Raw genomic sequence first — 15604 nt, 5'->3', positions numbered from 1 at the left:
GCCCCCTCGATGAGGGCCGCCAGCTTGTTGCGGGCCGCGCCCGAGTCGATGGCCTGCTCCGCCTTCCGCACGCCGTCACGCAGGTCCGCCGCCAGTCCCACGACGACGAGCGCCGCCGCCGCGTTGAGCAGCACCGCCGTGCGCAGCCCCGAGCGCTCGCCGTCCAGCAGCGCGCGCAGCCGCTGGGCGTTCTCCTCCGCGTCGCCACCCGCGATGGCCTCGCGAGGCACCACATCCAGCCCCGCGTCCTGGGGCGACACCGTGAAGGTGTGGACCGTGCCGTCCTCGCGCAGCTCCGCGACCTGCGTGGCGCTGCACGGAGAGATTTCATCCAGCCCGTCATGGCCGTGCACCACCCACGCGCGGCGGCTGCCGAGCCGGCCCAGCACGCGCGCCGTCTGCTCCACGCGCTTGCCGTCGAACGTCCCCAGGAGCTGGTAGCGCGCGCCCGCCGGGTTCGTCAGGGGCCCCAGCAGGTTGAACACGCTGTGGAACCCCATGTCCCGCCGCGCCTGCGCCACGTGCCGCAGGGCCCCGTGGTGCGAGGGCGCGAAGAGGAAGCCCACCCCGTGCTCGTCGATGTCCCGCGCCACGCGCTCGTGCGGGCGCTCCATGGAGACGCCCAGCGCCGCCAGCACGTCCGCGCTGCCACAACGGCTGGAGACCGCGCGGTTGCCGTGCTTGGCCACCGTCACTCCGGCCCCGGCGGCCACGAAGGCCACCGCGGTGGAGATGTTGAAGGTGTGCGCGCCGTCGCCACCGGTGCCGCAGGTGTCGAGCACCACGTCGGCACGCGGGGACAGCTTCGCCGCGCAGGCCCGCATGGCCTCCGCCGCGCCGAGGATTTCATCCTCCGTCTCACCCTTCATCTTCAGCGCTGTCGCCAGCGCGCCAACCTGGGCAGGCGAAGCCTCCCCGGCGAGCATCAGACCCATGACGCGGGTCATCTCCTCGCGGGTGAGGTCGCGCCGGCCCACCACCTTGCCCAGCGCTTCCTTGAGTGTCATGGCCTATCCCAGCCTGACCACTTCGCGGCCCATCGCCTGGGCGATGGCGCGGACCTCGTTCATGGACTTCTCGAACTCGGAGAAGTCCAGCGACTGGGCACCGTCCGACTTCGCGCGCGGCGGGTCGGGGTGCACCTCGACGATGATGCCGTCCGCCCCCACCGCCGTCGCCGCGCGCATCATCGCCGGCACCGCCTTGCGCACGCCGATGCCGTGCGACGGGTCCACGAAGACGGGCAGGTGCGAGAGCGCCTTCAGCATGGGCACCGCGTTGAGGTCCAGCGTGTTGCGCGTCATCGTCTCGAAGGTGCGGATGCCGCGCTCGCAGAGGATGACCTGCGTGTTGCCGCGGGCGACGATGTACTCGGCCGCCATCAGCAGTTCCTTGATGGTGGCGCTCATGCCGCGCTTGAGCATCACCGGCTTGCGCAGGTCCCCCACGGCCTCCAGCAGGCTGAAGTTCTGCATGTTGCGCGCGCCAATCTGGAGGATGTCCGTGGCGTCGGCGACGGCCTGGAGTGTCGCGGTGTCCTTCACCTCGGTGGTGACGAGCAGGCCCGTCTCCTGGCGCGCCTCGGCCAGCAGCGCCAGGCCGTCACCCTTGAGGCCCTGGAACTCATAGGGGCTGGTGCGCGGCTTGAACGCACCGCCGCGCAGCATGGTGGCGCCCGCCTTCTTCACCGCGTGGGCGGTGGAGAGAATCTGCTCGCGCGACTCCACCGAGCACGGGCCGGCGATGACGTGGAAGGCGGAGCCGCCAATCGTCAGGTCGCCGATGCGAAGCTGCGTGTCGTCCGGCTTCACCTCGCGGCTGACGAGCTTGAACGGCTGGGAGATGGCCACGGCGTCAGCGACGCCAGGGAGCACGCGGAAGGGCTCCGGTTCCACCGCGCCCGGGTTTCCGGTGATGCCAACGGCCGTGCGAGTGCCCCCTGGAATCGCGTGCGGTTGCCAACCACGGCGGCGGATCTCGTCGTTCACACGCTCGATGTCCTGGGCCGTCGCGTCGGGTCGCATCACGATCAACATGGGGCTGCCTGCTTTCTCTCGCTCCGAGGGGTGTTGTGGGCCGGGAGCATTCCGGCGCTTGGTTGCATGGGTGGGACGGGCAACAGCCGGTGTTTCTGCATCAAGTGTCTGTTGCCCGCAACCGCTTCCGAGTCTCCCTTGCGCCTCCCACGCTTATCAAGCGAGCGTGGGCGCTTTTCTTGAGCAGGAAGTGTGGAGGCGCGTGCGTGTCGAATCCGGAGGTCATCGTCGTCGGGGCAGGGCTCGCGGGGTTGGCGTGCGCGCGGGCGCTCGTCGCGTCACGGGTGAAGGTGTTGTTGCTAGAGGGAAGCGACGCACCGGGGGGCAGGGTTCGCACGGATGTCCATGAGGGCTTCCTGCTAGACAGAGGCTTCCAGGTGTACCTGTCCGCGTATCCGGAGGGCCGGCGCACGTTGGACCTGGAGGCGCTGACGTTGCGCAGGTTCGTCCCCGGCGCGAAGGTGTGGCGGGGTGGCAAGTTGCACACGGTCGCGGACCCGCTGCGCCGCCCCTTGGAGGCGCTCGGGCACCTGTTTGCTCCCGTGGGGACGTTCGGGGACAAGCTGCGCATCCTGGAGCTGAGGCAGCTGGCGCTCTCCGGTGAAGTGGAGGACGTGTGGCAGCGGCCGTCCCGCACGTCGCGGCGCTACCTGGACGAGCTGGGCTTCACGGAGGCTTTGCGTGAGTCGTTCCTGCGCCCCTTCTTCGCCGGCATCTTCCTGGAGCGGGAGCTGACCACGTCCAGCCGCTTCCTGGAGTTCGTCTTCCGCATGTTCTCATCCGGATACGCGGCGGTTCCGGAGTCGGGGATGGGCGCCATTCCAGCGCAACTGTCGGCGCGCCTTCCGTCGGGCCTGCTGCGGATGCGCGCGCCGGTGGCGGAGGTGTGGGGACACCGCGTGCGTCTGGCGGACGGAGAGTTGATTGGCGCCAGGGCGGTGGTGGTGGCCACGGACCCGGCGAGCGCGGTGGGGCTGCTGCCGGGCATGGTGCCACCGGTGATGAACCGGGTGACGTGCCTCTACTTCGCCGCGCCGGAGCCGCCCGTGGAAGGGCCCTGGCTGCTGCTCAATGGCGAGGGCCGGGGCCGGGTGAACAACGTGGCGGTAATGAGCGAGGTGTCACCGGCGTATGCGCCGCGGGGACAGGCGCTCGTGTCCGTGTCCGTGGTCGGCGCCACGCCGGACCTGACCACGCTGCAAGCCGAGGTGCTCGCGGAGCTGACGGACTGGTTCGGTCCGGCCGTGTCCGCATGGCGGCACCTGCGCACCTATGCGATTCCGCTCGCGCTGCCCGCGCAGCCTCCGGAGGTGTTGGAGCCGCCTCGCCGGCCCGTGCGGCTGTCGCCGGGACTGTTCGTGTGTGGAGACCACCGTGACAATGCCTCCATCGACGGCGCGCTGGTGTCGGGCCGCCGCGCCGCCGAGGCCGTCCTGAGAGAGTTGGAGCGCGAATGAGACACCACAGGGCCGGGGACGTCCTGGTGCGGGGAGGGGGCCCAGGTCCTGGCCTTGGAGCCCGTGCCAGGCACTCCGCGTGAATTGGGTGAGCTCATCCGCGCGTGGATTGACTCAGGGGCTGCCTGTCCGAGCCCCTGACATGACCTGATGGGCCTGATAGACCGCCCGTTGATGAAGGACCTTCCGGATTCTGGGAAGCAGGCATTCGGCTTCGAGGCGCATCGCTCGGCGCTCATGGGCCATTGCTATCGCATGCTGGGTTCTGTCTCGGAGGCGGATGACGCCGTCCAGGAGACGATGGTGCGTGCCTGGCGCGCGATGGACCGGTTCGAGGGCCGTGCGTCTCCGCGGACCTGGCTGTACTCCATCGCCACCCGCGTGTGCCTGGACGCCTTGTCGGCGAGCGGGCGCCGCGCGCGGCCGATGGAGCTGGGGCCCGCGTACTCCATCGACGGGCCGCTGACGCCGCTGCCGGCGAACAGCTGGATTGAGCCCATTCCGGACGCGCTGGCCGTGCCGTCGGACGTAGACCCCTCCGAGCAGGCGTCGCTGCGTCAGAGCATCCGGCTCGCGTTTCTGGCGGCGCTTCAACACCTGCCCCCAAGCAGCGCGCGGTGCTGCTGCTGGCCGAGGTCCTGGGCTGGCCTGCCACGGAGATCGCCGAGACGCTGGAGACGTCGGTCGCCTCGGTCAACAGCGCGCTCCAGCGTGCCCGGGCGACGGTGTCGGACCTGCGGCTGGAAGACTCCGAGTTCCGGGTGCCTCAGTCCGACGCGCAGGTGGCGTTGCTGAACCGTTACGTGGATGCGTTCGAGCGCTACGACATGGACGCCTTCACCGCGATTCTCCACGAGGAAGTCACCCTCTCCATGCCCCCCTACACGCTGTGGCTCCAGGGGCACGCGTCCATTCTCGGCTGGTTCCTCGGGCGGGGGGCGGTCTGCAGGGACTCCCGGCTGGTGCGGACCGAGGCCTGTGGCTCACCGGCCTATGGCCAGTACCACGCGAGCAGCGACGGCGGCCCCTTCAAGCCGTGGTCGCTCATCGTCCTGGAGCTGTCCGGTGGACGCATCGCGGCGATGACCCACTTCCTCGACACGGAGGCGTTGTTCCCGCGGTTCGGCCTTCCCCAGGAGCTCCCTCGGTAGGCGGGGCGCGGAAAATCTTTCTGAAAAAGGACCGATGAATTCGGTCCGCCTTGGGAGTCAAAGCCCTCGTAACCCACCCGCCCTGGAGGCGAACATGAAGGTCAGCCGTCCCCGCAAGCTCTTCCTCAACCTGCCCGTAGCCGACCTGAAGCGGTCGGTGGACTTCTTCACGAAGCTGGGCTTCGAGTTCAACAAGGACTTCACCGACGAGCACGCCACCTGCATGGTGGTGGGCGAGGACGCGTTCGTGATGCTCCTCACGCATACCCGCTTCAAGGACTTCATCAAGAAGCCCCTGCACGACGCGCACCAGACCACCGCGGGCACCTATGCGCTGTCCGCGACCAGCCGCGAGGATGTCGATGCGCTGGTGAAGACCGCGCTGGCGAACGGTGGTTCGCCCGCTGCGGACACCATGGACATGGGCTTCATGTACGGCGGGAGCTTCTACGACCCGGACGGTCACCACTGGGAGGTGGCCTGGATGGACCCGAACCAGATGCCTCCGCAGTAGTCAGCGGACGTGGCGCGCCGCGTGGATGCCCAGGGCTTCCGCGCGGCACGTGGGCGCTGCGTCAGGGCGCGCGTTCGGCGGCCACCACGGGAGGCAGCCACTTGCGCAGCACGCTGGGCGAGCTCTCCCGGTAGATGTTGTCGTGGCGCAAGTCGGGCCGGGGTTCGACTTCCCACTTCAGGCCCGCGGGCGCGCTGGTGCGGAGGACGTCCTGGAGCCTCGCCACGGCGGGGACGATGTCGTCCGTTTCATTGGCGGAGGACACATAAAGTCCCGCGCGCAGGTCCGGCCGTGCCGCGAACCATTCACCCGCCCCCTTCACCAACGACTCCGCGTTCCACCACAGGCTGGGGCTCAGCGCGAGGTAGGTGTCGAACAGGTCCGGCTGGAGGAAGAACGTCTCCACGATGAAGTAGCCCGCGAGCGACTCGCCGATGATGGCCCGCTCCTGCGTCACCCGGTAGCGGCGCTCCACCTCCGGCATCAACTCTTCGTGGATGAAGGCGCGGAACGTCGCCGAGCCTCCCGTGACGGGGGCGACCTCCAGGTCCGACGCCACCGTGGTCGGGCCCGTCATGTCCCGTCGCCGCACGGTGTTTTCGATTCCCACGATGATGAGGGGCCGCAGCTCGCCCGCGCGGATGGCCGTGTCGACGGTGGTGGCCAGGTGCGGGAAGTCCTCCTTCAGGCCGCCATCGGGCATGTAGAGCACCGGGAAGCGGCTCTCCGCCGCCGTCGTGTAGCCCGGCGGCAGGTAGACGGTGATGTGGCGGGGCTCCTTCAGCTTCGCGGACTCGAGGGTGAATGTCTGGTGGGGAGGCACGGGCTCGGTCACGGCGGACCGGGTGCTCGCGCACGCGCCCCCCAGGACGAGCAACAACAGCCCCATGTATTTCATCGCTGTCCGCATCACGTGCCCCCGCAGAGTTCGACGAGCCATCGGGGCTCGCGACCGGGATAGTGCCCGAGCCCTGGAGGCGTCGCCAGGAGGCGTCCAAGTGCGCGAGCTCGGGTCCGCGCACCTCGATGAGTTACAGCGCCGTCGAGCGCTCCGCCTCGTCCACGGACCTCGCGGCGCCGGGCCGCGCCGAAGTGGTGAGCAACCACCGTCCCAGGACGAGTGCGACGACGGCGGCGGCCCCGCTCGCGGCCAGCACCCCCAGCTTCCCTGCGGCGAGCAGCTTCGTCTCCGTGAAGGCCAGCTGCGAGATGAACAGGGCCATGGTGAAGCCGATGCCCGCGGTGCTTCCCAGCACCAGCAACTCCCGCATGCCCAGGCCCTTCGGCAACGTCGCGAGCCGCAGGCGCAGCGCGAGCCAGCAGGCGCCAATCACGCCCAGGGGCTTGCCCACCAGGAGCCCGGTGGCCGTCGCGAGGGCCACGGTCCACGACGCCGCATCGAGCGGTTCACTGGAAATCGGCACCCCCGCGTTCGCGAGCGCGAACACCGGCATGATGCCGAACGCCACCCACGGATGCAGCGTGGCAATCAGGCTCTCCGAAGGCGACATGGCCTCACGGCGCGCGGCATCGACCCGGCGCAAGGTCTCCGAGAGGTGATGGGAGGACAGCTCGCCCGGCTGCGCCTGGGCGATGTGTTCGAGTTCGGTCCGAGCGCCGGTGACGAATCCTTCCGGACCGAGCCAGGTGCGCACCGGCGTGATGAGCCCGATGATGACGCCCGCGATCGTCGGATGAATCCCCGCGGAGTAGACGCCCGCCCAGGCGACGAACGCTGGAACGATGTAGGCCCACTTCGAGCGCACGCCAAACCGCTGCATCGCGAAGACACCCACGATTCCCAGCGCCGCGACGAGCAGTCCGGTGATGGCCACGCCCGATGAGTAGAACACCGCGATGACGATGATGGCGCCCAGGTCGTCGATGACCGCGAGCGCGAGCAGGAGCACGCGCAGGGCGGGGGGCACCCGGCTTCCGAGGAGCGTGAGGATGCCCACCGCGAACGCGATGTCCGTGGCCATGGGCACGCCCCACCCCGAGCGGGTGTCCGGGGTATTCGCCAGGAGGAGGTACAGGCCCGCCGGAACGAGCATGCCTCCCAGCGCCGCCGCGGCGGGGAGCGCGGCGCGCCGCAACTCTGACAGCTCGCCCTGATGGACCTCGCGGCGAATCTCCATGCCCACGACGAAGAAGAAGATGGCCATCAAGCCGTCGTTGACGACCCATTCGAGGCTGCGCTCGAAGGTGAAGTCACCGACGCGGATGCCGAGTGGCGTGTGCCAGAAGTGCGCGTAGCTCTCCGCCCAGGGCGAGTTCGCCCACAGGAGCGCGATGGCCGCCGCCACGAGGAGCAGGATGCCACTGGCCGCCTCGATATGGAGGAAGCGCTCCAGCGGCCGGCCTGCGAGCCTGGAGAGTCGAAGCAGTGGGGCCCAGGCTTCGGGCGGAAGGGCAGACTGCCCCGGTGGCGTGGTCGTCGACATACGCGGGTCCCGCCGGCTGCGTTGCCGGCTGGGATGGCGGCCCGACCATCCGAGTTCCTGCGGCGTTCATCGCCGCACCCTTCCACTTCAAATTCGAACGCAGATTCACATGGCGCGCGCCCTCCGTCGAGTGTTGTCGACGTGGGCGCGGGCCATGGGCTTGCCCCTCGGTGCCGCCTCAGCGTGTCTGGAGCGCCGCCGCCAGCCGCGCCGGTGTCAGCGGCAGCTCCCGCAGCCTGGCCCCCGTAGCGTGGAAGAGGGCATTGGCCAGCGCAGCCGAAGTGGGACCCTGGGAGGCTTCTCCTTCAGCAGGGCCGCCGCTGTCACCACCATGCCGGGGATGCAGTAGGCGCACTGGCCGGCCTGCTCGGCCACGAAGGCGTTGGGGAGCGGGTGCGGTGTCCCAGCCGGCGCGCGCAGGGTCGCCGCAGGCACGACACAGGCGCGCCAGTGGTGAGCCATTGCTCAGCACCGTACATGCGCCGCACTGCTCCACGCCGCAGCCGTGCCGGGCCCCGTGAAGCCCCCGTTCGTCGCGCAGGATGTAGAGGAGGGCGCGTCGACGGCGTGCTCCTGGCCGTCGACGTTCACGGTGAAGCGCATGGTGCCTGCTCCTCCCGGAAGACGGTGGACCCCACAGCGTACCGCACGCATCCCCTGGCCCGGAGGAGATGTGGCCTGGCGCGGCGATATCCCGCCACCGGGTTGCCATGCCGTGAAGCAGTGCACATCCCGGTGAGGGCGGGTGCAGTACGGGTAATGGATGCTGGTGGATGCCGTTCGCGGGTGGGCGGGTTGGGATGCCCGTTCGCTCCACGCATCAGGTAGGGTGATGCTTTCCCCTGGAGGGCGTGATGCGGTTGCGGACCTTCCTCACCCTCGGAGCGGTACTCCTTGCGGTTCTGGGGCTGGGGTCCGCGGGTGGACTCTTCTGGATGACCACCCTGCTGCAGCGGCAGACCACCAGCCTCATCGACGCGGCGGAGCGGGTGCGCGCGGCGGCCGAGCTGGAATTCACCTTGCTGCTGCTCCAGTACGCTCACGAAGTGGAAGGTATCGGGCCCACGGACGTCGGGCCGCCCATCGGGGTGGACGCGCTGGTGCGCGAGGTGCCAGAGCGGCTGGCCCATGTCGAGATGTACACGGAGACGGAGGCGGAGCGCGGGCTGGTGGCGGCTTCCCGCGCGAGCGTCGAGGCCTACCTCAACGCGCCGGAGCCGGACCGGCGGCGGCGGCTGGCGCAGGCGGTGGATGCGACGCGGGCGGTGATGGACTCCAGCATCGCGCGGGCGCGCATGGCTCGCGACGAGGCGACCGCCGTGCGGAGAATGGGGCGGCTCATTGGAACGTTGCTCGCGGTGTCGGTGCTGACGGGCGTGGTGCTGTTCCTCGCCATCGCGCAGACGAGCATCTACCGGCCGCTGGTGGCCATCCGCCGCGCGTTGAGTGCGTTCAAGTCAGGCCGGCGTGAATCGCGGGTGGCGCGCGCGGGGCCGCCGGAGCTCCAGGAGATTGGCGCGGAGTTCAACGACATGGCGGAGACCGTCGCCAGTCAGGACGCGCGGCAGCTCCAGTTCCTCGCGGGCGTGGCGCACGACCTGCGCACGCCGCTCAACGCGCTGAAGCTGTCGGCGCAGATGCTGCTGCGGGCCAAGACGGCGCCCCCGCCGGAGAAGGTGCGGGATTCGCTGGTGCGCATCTCCAACCAGGTGGACCGGTTGGAGCGGATGGTGGGCGACCTGCTGGACCGGACGCGCATCGAGGCGGGGAACCTGGAGCTGCGGCTGGAGGAGTGCGACTTGCGCGGGTTGGTGGAGGAGGTGGTGGAGCTCCACCGGCCGTCGAGCGAGCATCATCGGCTGGAGTGCTCCGTGCCGGACTCGCCCGTGCCCTGGCGGTGTGATTCGACGCGGCTGTCGCAGGTGCTCACCAACCTGGTGAGCAACGCCATCAAGTACTCGCCCGAGGGCGGGGTGGTGTCGCTGCGGCTGGAGTCCTCGGATCGCGACGTGTCGGTGTCCGTGACGGATGAAGGCGTGGGGATTCCGCCCGACGACCTGGGCACCCTCTTCGAGCCGTTCAAGCGCAGCCGGACCGCGGCGAAGGACATCCCCGGCGTGGGGCTGGGGCTCTCCGTGTCCCGCCGGATTGCCCGGGCGCACGGGGGGGACATCGAGGTGGAGAGCGTCGTCGGCACGGGCTCTACGTTCCGGCTCCGCCTGCCGCGCTAAGGGGGCGCGCGGAGGCCATCGTCAGCCCCGTGAATGCCTGGCTGGCGCTCCGGGCCCCGTTCGAGCCGTGTTGTCAGACAACGCGGTGAACGAGGCCCGGCCCATTCGCAGCCTTCTGTGTCCCGGCCAGTGTACCGCCGTGGGCCGGAAGCCATGCCTCCGGCCTCGCGGGACGTCAGTGAGTCGGTGAGGCGACGTGGCCGCGGCCCGGTGGCGGAGGCCGCGCACCAGGAGGCGGCGCGGGCACCACGTGCGCCATGCCGCCGTAGGGGCCCGGCTGACGGCTGTCACTCACGGTGCTCAGCCGCAGCGAGAGGATGGAGGCGCCCTCCAGCGACACGTCGCGGCGTTCCACCAGCTCGTGCACGGGCACGTCCACCGAGCCCAGCAGCTCGCTGCCGTGCGGCCCGTCGATGTACACCTGGAAGCCGACCGGCCGGTTGTCGAAGGCATTGGCGATGGCGACGAACTCGGCGCCGTAGTCCGTATAGATGCCGTGACGGCCCTGCGTCGTCAGGTGCATGCCATCCGGATGGTGGACCTCGATGCGCAGCTGCGGGCGATTCTCATGCGGGATGCTCATGGCCAGGTCCTTCACCAGGTCCGTCATGCCCCGCTGCCGGGCCATCTGGGTCACCCGGTTCGCCAGTCGCGTGAAGATGTCGTTCGATGCGCCCACCCACGCCCGTCCATCCGGCCGGCCCGGCGTCACCAGCACGGAGTGCAGGACGAAGCGGTAGGGCCTCAGCTGCACCCGCTCCAACTGGTGGTTGGCATATCCGTCGTCCTGACCCGTGCGCAGCGCCACATGGTAGGCCTCCGCCGCCCCGTTCCAGTCGCGGCCCGCGATCCGCTGGTCGGCGAGGGCCATGTGGCGCACGTACGCCTCCAGCGGCGCGGCCCGGCCACCCTGCCGCAGGCTCAGCGCGGCGCCGTAGCTCTGCTGTGCGCGCCCCCAGTCACGCTGCGCCCGCGCGGCGTCACCCTCGCGCGACAGCCGCTCGACCTCCTCGGTGATGAAGTGCTCATACTCCGCGGCGATGTTCTGCGCCCACGCCGAGGCGGAGGCATCCAGCCGCAGCACCAGCTGCGCCAGCTCGTGGGCCGCGATGAAGTTGCCCTCGTGCAGGTACCGGTCTGCCTGCGCACGCCCCTGGGTGGTGATGATGCGCCGCACGTCCTCCGCGTGCGTCTTGACCTCGGGCACCGGGGATAGCTGCAGCGCCCGGTCCATCAGCGAGGCGGCCTCCGCGTACTGCCCCTGCTGCGCCTGCTCGACGGCCGTGTCCAGCTGCGCCATCGCAACCCGCTGCGCCGCGTGCGCGCGGAACGAGGCAATCTCCGCGTTGCCCGGCTCCACGGACAGGGCGAAGTCGGACTCGGCGAGCGCACAGCCCCAGTCATTCACCTGCGCGCACGTCTGCGCCCGCTGCCGCGCATCCTGGAGCGCCTTGGTGCGGGCCGCGTCGAACTTGAGTTTGATTTCGGGGCTGTCCGGCTCGCTGGCCAGCGCTTGCCGGTAGGACGCATACGCGGCCTTCCAATCCCCTACGGCCGCGGCGCGGTCTCCCGTCTTTTCGTGCGCTGCGCACGCATGGAGGACCACGGCTGCGAACAACCCCAGAACCACTCGCTTCATGTCGTCGGACTCCCCTCGATATTCCGAGGGACGATAGCCGACGCGCCCCGGGGACGCCGATACCCCCATCCCGGGTCGGGAATGCCCCTTGGCCGGGGGCTCCCTGAAGCAGCCGGGCGCACCAGGCGCTCGCTCGGGCTGCGGGCGCCCCCTCTCGGAGCGAGAGGGGGCGTGGGTGACGGCGTCTCAGCTCGCCGTCGCCGAGGCGGGGGCCTGCGCTGGAGCGGGCGCCGCCGCCAGGGCCGCCACCTGCGTCAACAGCCCCGTCATGCGGCGGGCGAAGCGGTTGGGGTCGGCGATGGTGCTGCCCTCGGTGAGCAGCGCCTGGTCGTGGAGCAGTTCAATCCACTCCGCCACCTGGGCCGCGGCCGGGTCGCGGTCATGCACGGCCTTCAGGTGCTCGATGACGGGGTGCTTCGGATTGACTTCCAGGATGCGCTTCACGCGCGGCATGCCCGCGCCCCGGCCGCGCTGCTGGAGCAGGCGCTCCAGGTAGGCCGGCGAGCCGCCCTCCGGCACGACGAGGCACACGGGCGAGTCCGTCAGGCGGTCCGACACGCGCACCTCGCGCACCGACTCCTGGAGCACGTCCTTCATCTTCGTGGTGAGCGTCTTCAGGCCTTCGGCGTGCTGCTCCTGCTCCTTCTTCTGCTCGTCCGTGGACTGGAGCTTCAGGTCCGCCTGGAGCGCGGACACCAGCGGCTTGCCCTGGAACTCGCGCAGGCCCTGCGCGGCCCACTCGTCCACCGGGTCCGTCATGTAGAGGACCTCGAAGCCGCGCTGCTTCAGCGCCTCCAGGTGGGGGCTGTCCGCCACCGCCTTCCGGGACTCGCCGTAGACGTAATAGATGGCCTCCTGGCCTTCCTTCATGCGGCCCACGTAGTCCGCCAGGGACGTCAGGCCCTCCTCGCGCGAGCTCTCGTAGCGCAGCAGGCCGCCCAGCTTGTCCTTCTGCTCGGCCTCCGTGGCCAGGCCTTCCTTCAACACCGTGCCGAAGGCCTTCCAGAAGGTGAGGTAGTCGTCCGGCTTGTCCTTGGCCAGCTTCTCCAGCAGGTCCACGGACTTCTTCACCACGTGCTTGCGGATGGCGCGCACCACCTGCGAGTCCTGGAGCAGCTCGCGCGACACGTTCAGCGGCAGGTCATCCGAATCGATGACGCCGCGCACGAAGCGCAGCCACTGCGGCACCAGCTCCTCGCAGCGGTCCATGATGAACACGCGCTTGACGAACAGCCGCACCCCGCGCTGCTGCTGCGCGTCCAAATCGAACGGGGGCTGCTTGGGCACGAAGAGCAGGCCGGTGAACTGGGTGTTGCCGTCCGCCTTGAAGTGCGTCCACGCCAGCGGCGCTTCCCAGTCGTGCGTCAGGTGCTTGTAGAACTCCTGGTACTGCTCGTCCGTGATTTCGGACTTGGAGCGCTGCCACAGGGCGCTGGCCTTGTTGACCACCTCCAGTGACGTCTCCGTCTTCGCCTCGTCGCCGGTCCCCGTCGTCTTGCTCACCTGGAGCTTGATGGGGTGGCCCACGTAGTCGGAGTACTGCGTGATGAGCGACCGCAGCCGCCACTCGCCCAGGAACTCCTTCTGGTCCTCCTTCAGGTGCAGGATGATGGAGGTGCCGCGCGCGGCGCGCTCGGCGGGCTCCACCGTGAAGGAGCCCTTGGCTTCCGACGTCCACCGCCAGGCGGACTGTCCCTGGCCGGCGGCGCGGCTGACCACCTCCACGCGGTCCGCGACCAGATAGGCGCTGTAGAAGCCCACGCCGAACTGGCCGATGAGCTGCATGTCCTTCTGCTGGCCCTTCTGCGCCAGCGCCTCGATGAACTCGCGCGAGCCGGAGTGGGCGATGGTGCCCAGGTTCTTCACCAGCTCGTCATGCGACATGCCGATGCCGGTGTCCTCGATGGTGAGGGTGCCCTTCGCCTCGTCTGGGATGAGGCGCAGCTCCAGGGCCGGCTCGTCCGCCAGCAGCTCTGGCTCCGTAATCGCGCGGAACCGGAGCTTGTCGAGCGCGTCCGACGCGTTGGACACCAGCTCGCGGAGAAAAATCTCCTTGTGGCTGTAGAGCGAATTGATGACCAGGCTGAGGAGCTGATTGATCTCCGCCTGGAAGGCGTGGGTCTCCCGCTGGGGGGCGTTTTCGACGGTCATGGTGACAGGGGCCTCCGGGGCGCCCGGTGGGGCGCCAGCGTCGCTTTCCCTTAACCATGGAAATCCGCTTGTCGAGCCCGGGCCGTCCGCCCGCCCGCTCAGGGACGGGTGTGCGGGTGGTCCATTCCGGGTGCGCGCGAATGAGGGGGGAAATGTGGGACGTTGGGTTTTCAGATGTGAGGACCGCTGGGAGGGCGGGCCCGGGTTGGAGTAGGGAAGGGGACATGAACCGTACCCTCCTGTCCCTGCTCGGCGCGGCGATGCTGTCGGGCGCCGCCACCGCCGCGGAGAAGACGCCCCCTGCCCGTTTCCCGGATGCCGCGGAGCTCCAGCGCCTGACGGCGCGCTTCGCCCCGGTGGAGCTCCGGGTGGACCTGAAGGCGCTGCCGGAGTCCGAGCGCCGCGCCCTGGCCCGCATCGTCCAGGCCTCGAAGCTGATGGACGCGCTCTTCCTGCGTCAGCGGTGGGCGGGCAACGAGTCGCTGCTGCTGGACCTGGTCCGGGACACGACGCCGCTGGGCCGCGCGCGGCTGCAGGCGTTCCTGTTGGACAAGGGGCCCTGGAACAGCCTCGACGAGGCGCGGCCCTTCATCCCGGGCGTGCCGGCCAAGCCCGCGTCCGCGAACTTCTATCCGGCTGGCGCCACCCAGGCGGAGGTGGAGGCGTGGGTGAAGTCGCTGCCCGAGGCGCAGCAGAAGGAGGCCACCGGCTTCTACACCACCATCCGCCGCGGCACGGATGGCCGCTTCATCACGGTGCCCTACAGCGTGGAGTACCAGGGCGAGCTGGCCCAGGCCGCCGCGTTGCTGCGTGAGGCCGCCGCGCTCACCCAGCAGCCCACGCTGAAGGCGTTCCTCACCTCGCGCGCGGACGCGTTCCTGTCCAACGACTACTACGCCAGCGAGGTGGCGTGGATGGAGCTGGACGCCAGCATCGAGCCCACCATCGGGCCCTACGAGGTCTACGAGGACGAGTGGTTCAACTACAAGGCCGCCTTCGAGGCCTTCGTGGGCGTGCGCGACGACGCGGAGACGCAGAAGCTGGCGAAGTTCAGCGGGCAGCTCCAGGGGCTGGAGAACAACCTCCCCATCGACCCGAAGCTGCGCAACCCGAAGCTGGGCGCGCTGGCGCCCATCCGCGTCATCAACAGCCTGTTCTCCTCCGGTGACGGCAACCGGGGCGTGCAGACGGCCGCCTTCAACCTGCCCAACGACGAGCGGGTGTCGGAGAAGATGGGCTCCAAGCGCGTGATGCTGAAGAACGTGCAGGAGGCCAAGTTCGAGCGCGTGCTGCTGCCCATCGCCAAGGTGGCCCTCACCCCGGCGGACCAGAAGGATGTCTCCTTCGATGCCTTCTTCACGCACATCCTGATGCACGAGCTGATGCACGGCCTGGGGCCCAGCAACATCACCGTGGGTGGCAAGGCCACCACCGTGCGCAAGGAGCTCCAGGCGGCCTCCAGCGCCATCGAAGAGGCGAAGGCGGACATCTCCGGCCTGTGGGCGCTCCAGCGCCTGGTGGACACCGGCGTCATCGACAAGTCGCTGGAGCGCACCATGTACACGACGTTCCTGGCCTCCGCCTTCCGCTCCATCCGCTTCGGCGTGGACGAGGCGCACGGCAAGGGCATCGCCGTGCAGCTCAACTACTTCCTGGACACCGGCGCGGTGAAGGTGAACGCGGACGGCACCTTCTCCGTGGTGCCGGCGAAGATGAAGCAGGCCGTCACCTCGCTGACGAAGCAGCTCATGGAGATTCAGGGCCGAGGCGACCGGAAGGCCGCCGAGGCGCTGCTGGCGAAGCACGGCGTGGTGCGCCCGCCCGTGCAGCGCGTGCTGGAGCGCCTCAAGGGCGTGCCGGTGGACATCGAGCCGCGCTACGTCACCGCGGAGGAGCTGGTACGCGACGTGAAGAAGTAGCCACCGGCCCATTGCCCCGCCCCGCCGCCTGGGCATTTCCCATGCGCGGCGGGCCGGCGATG

The 15604-nt window shown here is 69.6% G+C and carries 10 protein-coding genes and 2 pseudogenes; 5 read left to right on the top strand and 7 right to left on the bottom strand.

Translation table 11 applies throughout. The features are described from left to right. Positions 1–2: 2 nt before the first annotated feature. Positions 3–1007 (bottom strand): annotated as a pseudogene (gene trpD, locus QEG98_RS32795) (anthranilate phosphoribosyltransferase); the annotation flags it as partial. 3 nt (positions 1008–1010) lie between these two features. Continuing rightward, positions 1011–2036: a 3-deoxy-7-phosphoheptulonate synthase gene (aroF, locus tag QEG98_RS32790; RefSeq protein WP_090492163.1), complete on the bottom strand. Its 1026-nt coding sequence runs from the start codon at positions 2034–2036 to the stop codon at positions 1011–1013. A gap of 206 nt (positions 2037–2242) precedes the next feature. Between aroF and QEG98_RS32785 the strand changes: the two genes are divergently transcribed. The 3 genes and pseudogenes from QEG98_RS32785 to QEG98_RS32775 all read left to right on the top strand — a co-directional run bounded on the left by QEG98_RS32785 (position 2243) and on the right by QEG98_RS32775 (position 5158). Continuing rightward, positions 2243–3493, top strand: coding sequence for an NAD(P)/FAD-dependent oxidoreductase (locus QEG98_RS32785; RefSeq protein ID WP_316564072.1), 1251 nt, complete (start codon positions 2243–2245; stop codon positions 3491–3493). A 174-nt stretch (positions 3494–3667) separates the two neighbouring features. Beyond that, positions 3668–4644, top strand: a pseudogene (locus QEG98_RS32780) (sigma-70 family RNA polymerase sigma factor). A gap of 94 nt (positions 4645–4738) precedes the next feature. Next, positions 4739–5158: a VOC family protein gene (locus tag QEG98_RS32775; RefSeq protein WP_090492166.1), complete on the top strand. Its 420-nt coding sequence runs from the start codon at positions 4739–4741 to the stop codon at positions 5156–5158. Between the two features lie 61 nt (positions 5159–5219). Here QEG98_RS32775 and QEG98_RS32770 read toward each other — a convergent pair whose 3' ends face one another. From QEG98_RS32770 to QEG98_RS32760, 3 genes are all read right to left on the bottom strand, one after another. Beyond that, a complete protein-coding gene (locus tag QEG98_RS32770; protein ID WP_316564071.1) occupies positions 5220–6098 on the bottom strand; it encodes an alpha/beta hydrolase in 879 nt (292 codons plus the stop codon). A 91-nt stretch (positions 6099–6189) separates the two neighbouring features. Continuing rightward, complete coding sequence (nhaA, locus tag QEG98_RS32765) at positions 6190–7602, bottom strand: Na+/H+ antiporter NhaA (protein ID WP_316564070.1); 1413 nt, start codon at positions 7600–7602, stop codon at positions 6190–6192. Positions 7603–7818: 216 nt separating this feature from the next. Continuing rightward, on the bottom strand, positions 7819–8064 hold the full coding sequence (locus QEG98_RS32760) for a 2Fe-2S iron-sulfur cluster-binding protein (protein ID WP_316564069.1): 246 nt from the start codon (positions 8062–8064) through the stop codon (positions 7819–7821). Between the two features lie 473 nt (positions 8065–8537). On the opposite strand from QEG98_RS32760, the gene QEG98_RS32755 reads away from it, so the two are divergent. Further along, a complete protein-coding gene (locus tag QEG98_RS32755; protein WP_316564068.1) occupies positions 8538–9833 on the top strand; it encodes a HAMP domain-containing sensor histidine kinase in 1296 nt (431 codons plus the stop codon). A gap of 175 nt (positions 9834–10008) precedes the next feature. Here the strand turns inward: QEG98_RS32755 and QEG98_RS32750 are convergent, their stop codons facing one another. Further along, the gene (locus QEG98_RS32750) at positions 10009–11472 is read right to left on the bottom strand and encodes a hypothetical protein (protein ID WP_316564067.1); all 1464 of its coding nucleotides are present in this window, start codon (positions 11470–11472) and stop codon (positions 10009–10011) included. A 186-nt stretch (positions 11473–11658) separates the two neighbouring features. Further along, complete coding sequence (gene htpG, locus QEG98_RS32745; RefSeq protein ID WP_171445561.1) at positions 11659–13623, bottom strand: molecular chaperone HtpG; 1965 nt, start codon at positions 13621–13623, stop codon at positions 11659–11661. A gap of 224 nt (positions 13624–13847) precedes the next feature. Here htpG and QEG98_RS32740 point away from each other — a divergent pair, with 224 nt between their 5' ends. Further along, on the top strand, positions 13848–15542 hold the full coding sequence (locus tag QEG98_RS32740; RefSeq protein ID WP_316564066.1) for a dipeptidyl-peptidase 3 family protein: 1695 nt from the start codon (positions 13848–13850) through the stop codon (positions 15540–15542). Positions 15543–15604: the final 62 nt, after the last annotated feature.

The sequence above is a fragment of the Myxococcus sp. MxC21-1 genome (genome assembly GCF_032612255.1).
Lineage (GTDB): Bacteria > Myxococcota > Myxococcia > Myxococcales > Myxococcaceae > Myxococcus > Myxococcus virescens.
This window is presented reverse-complemented; position numbering and strand designations above follow the sequence as displayed.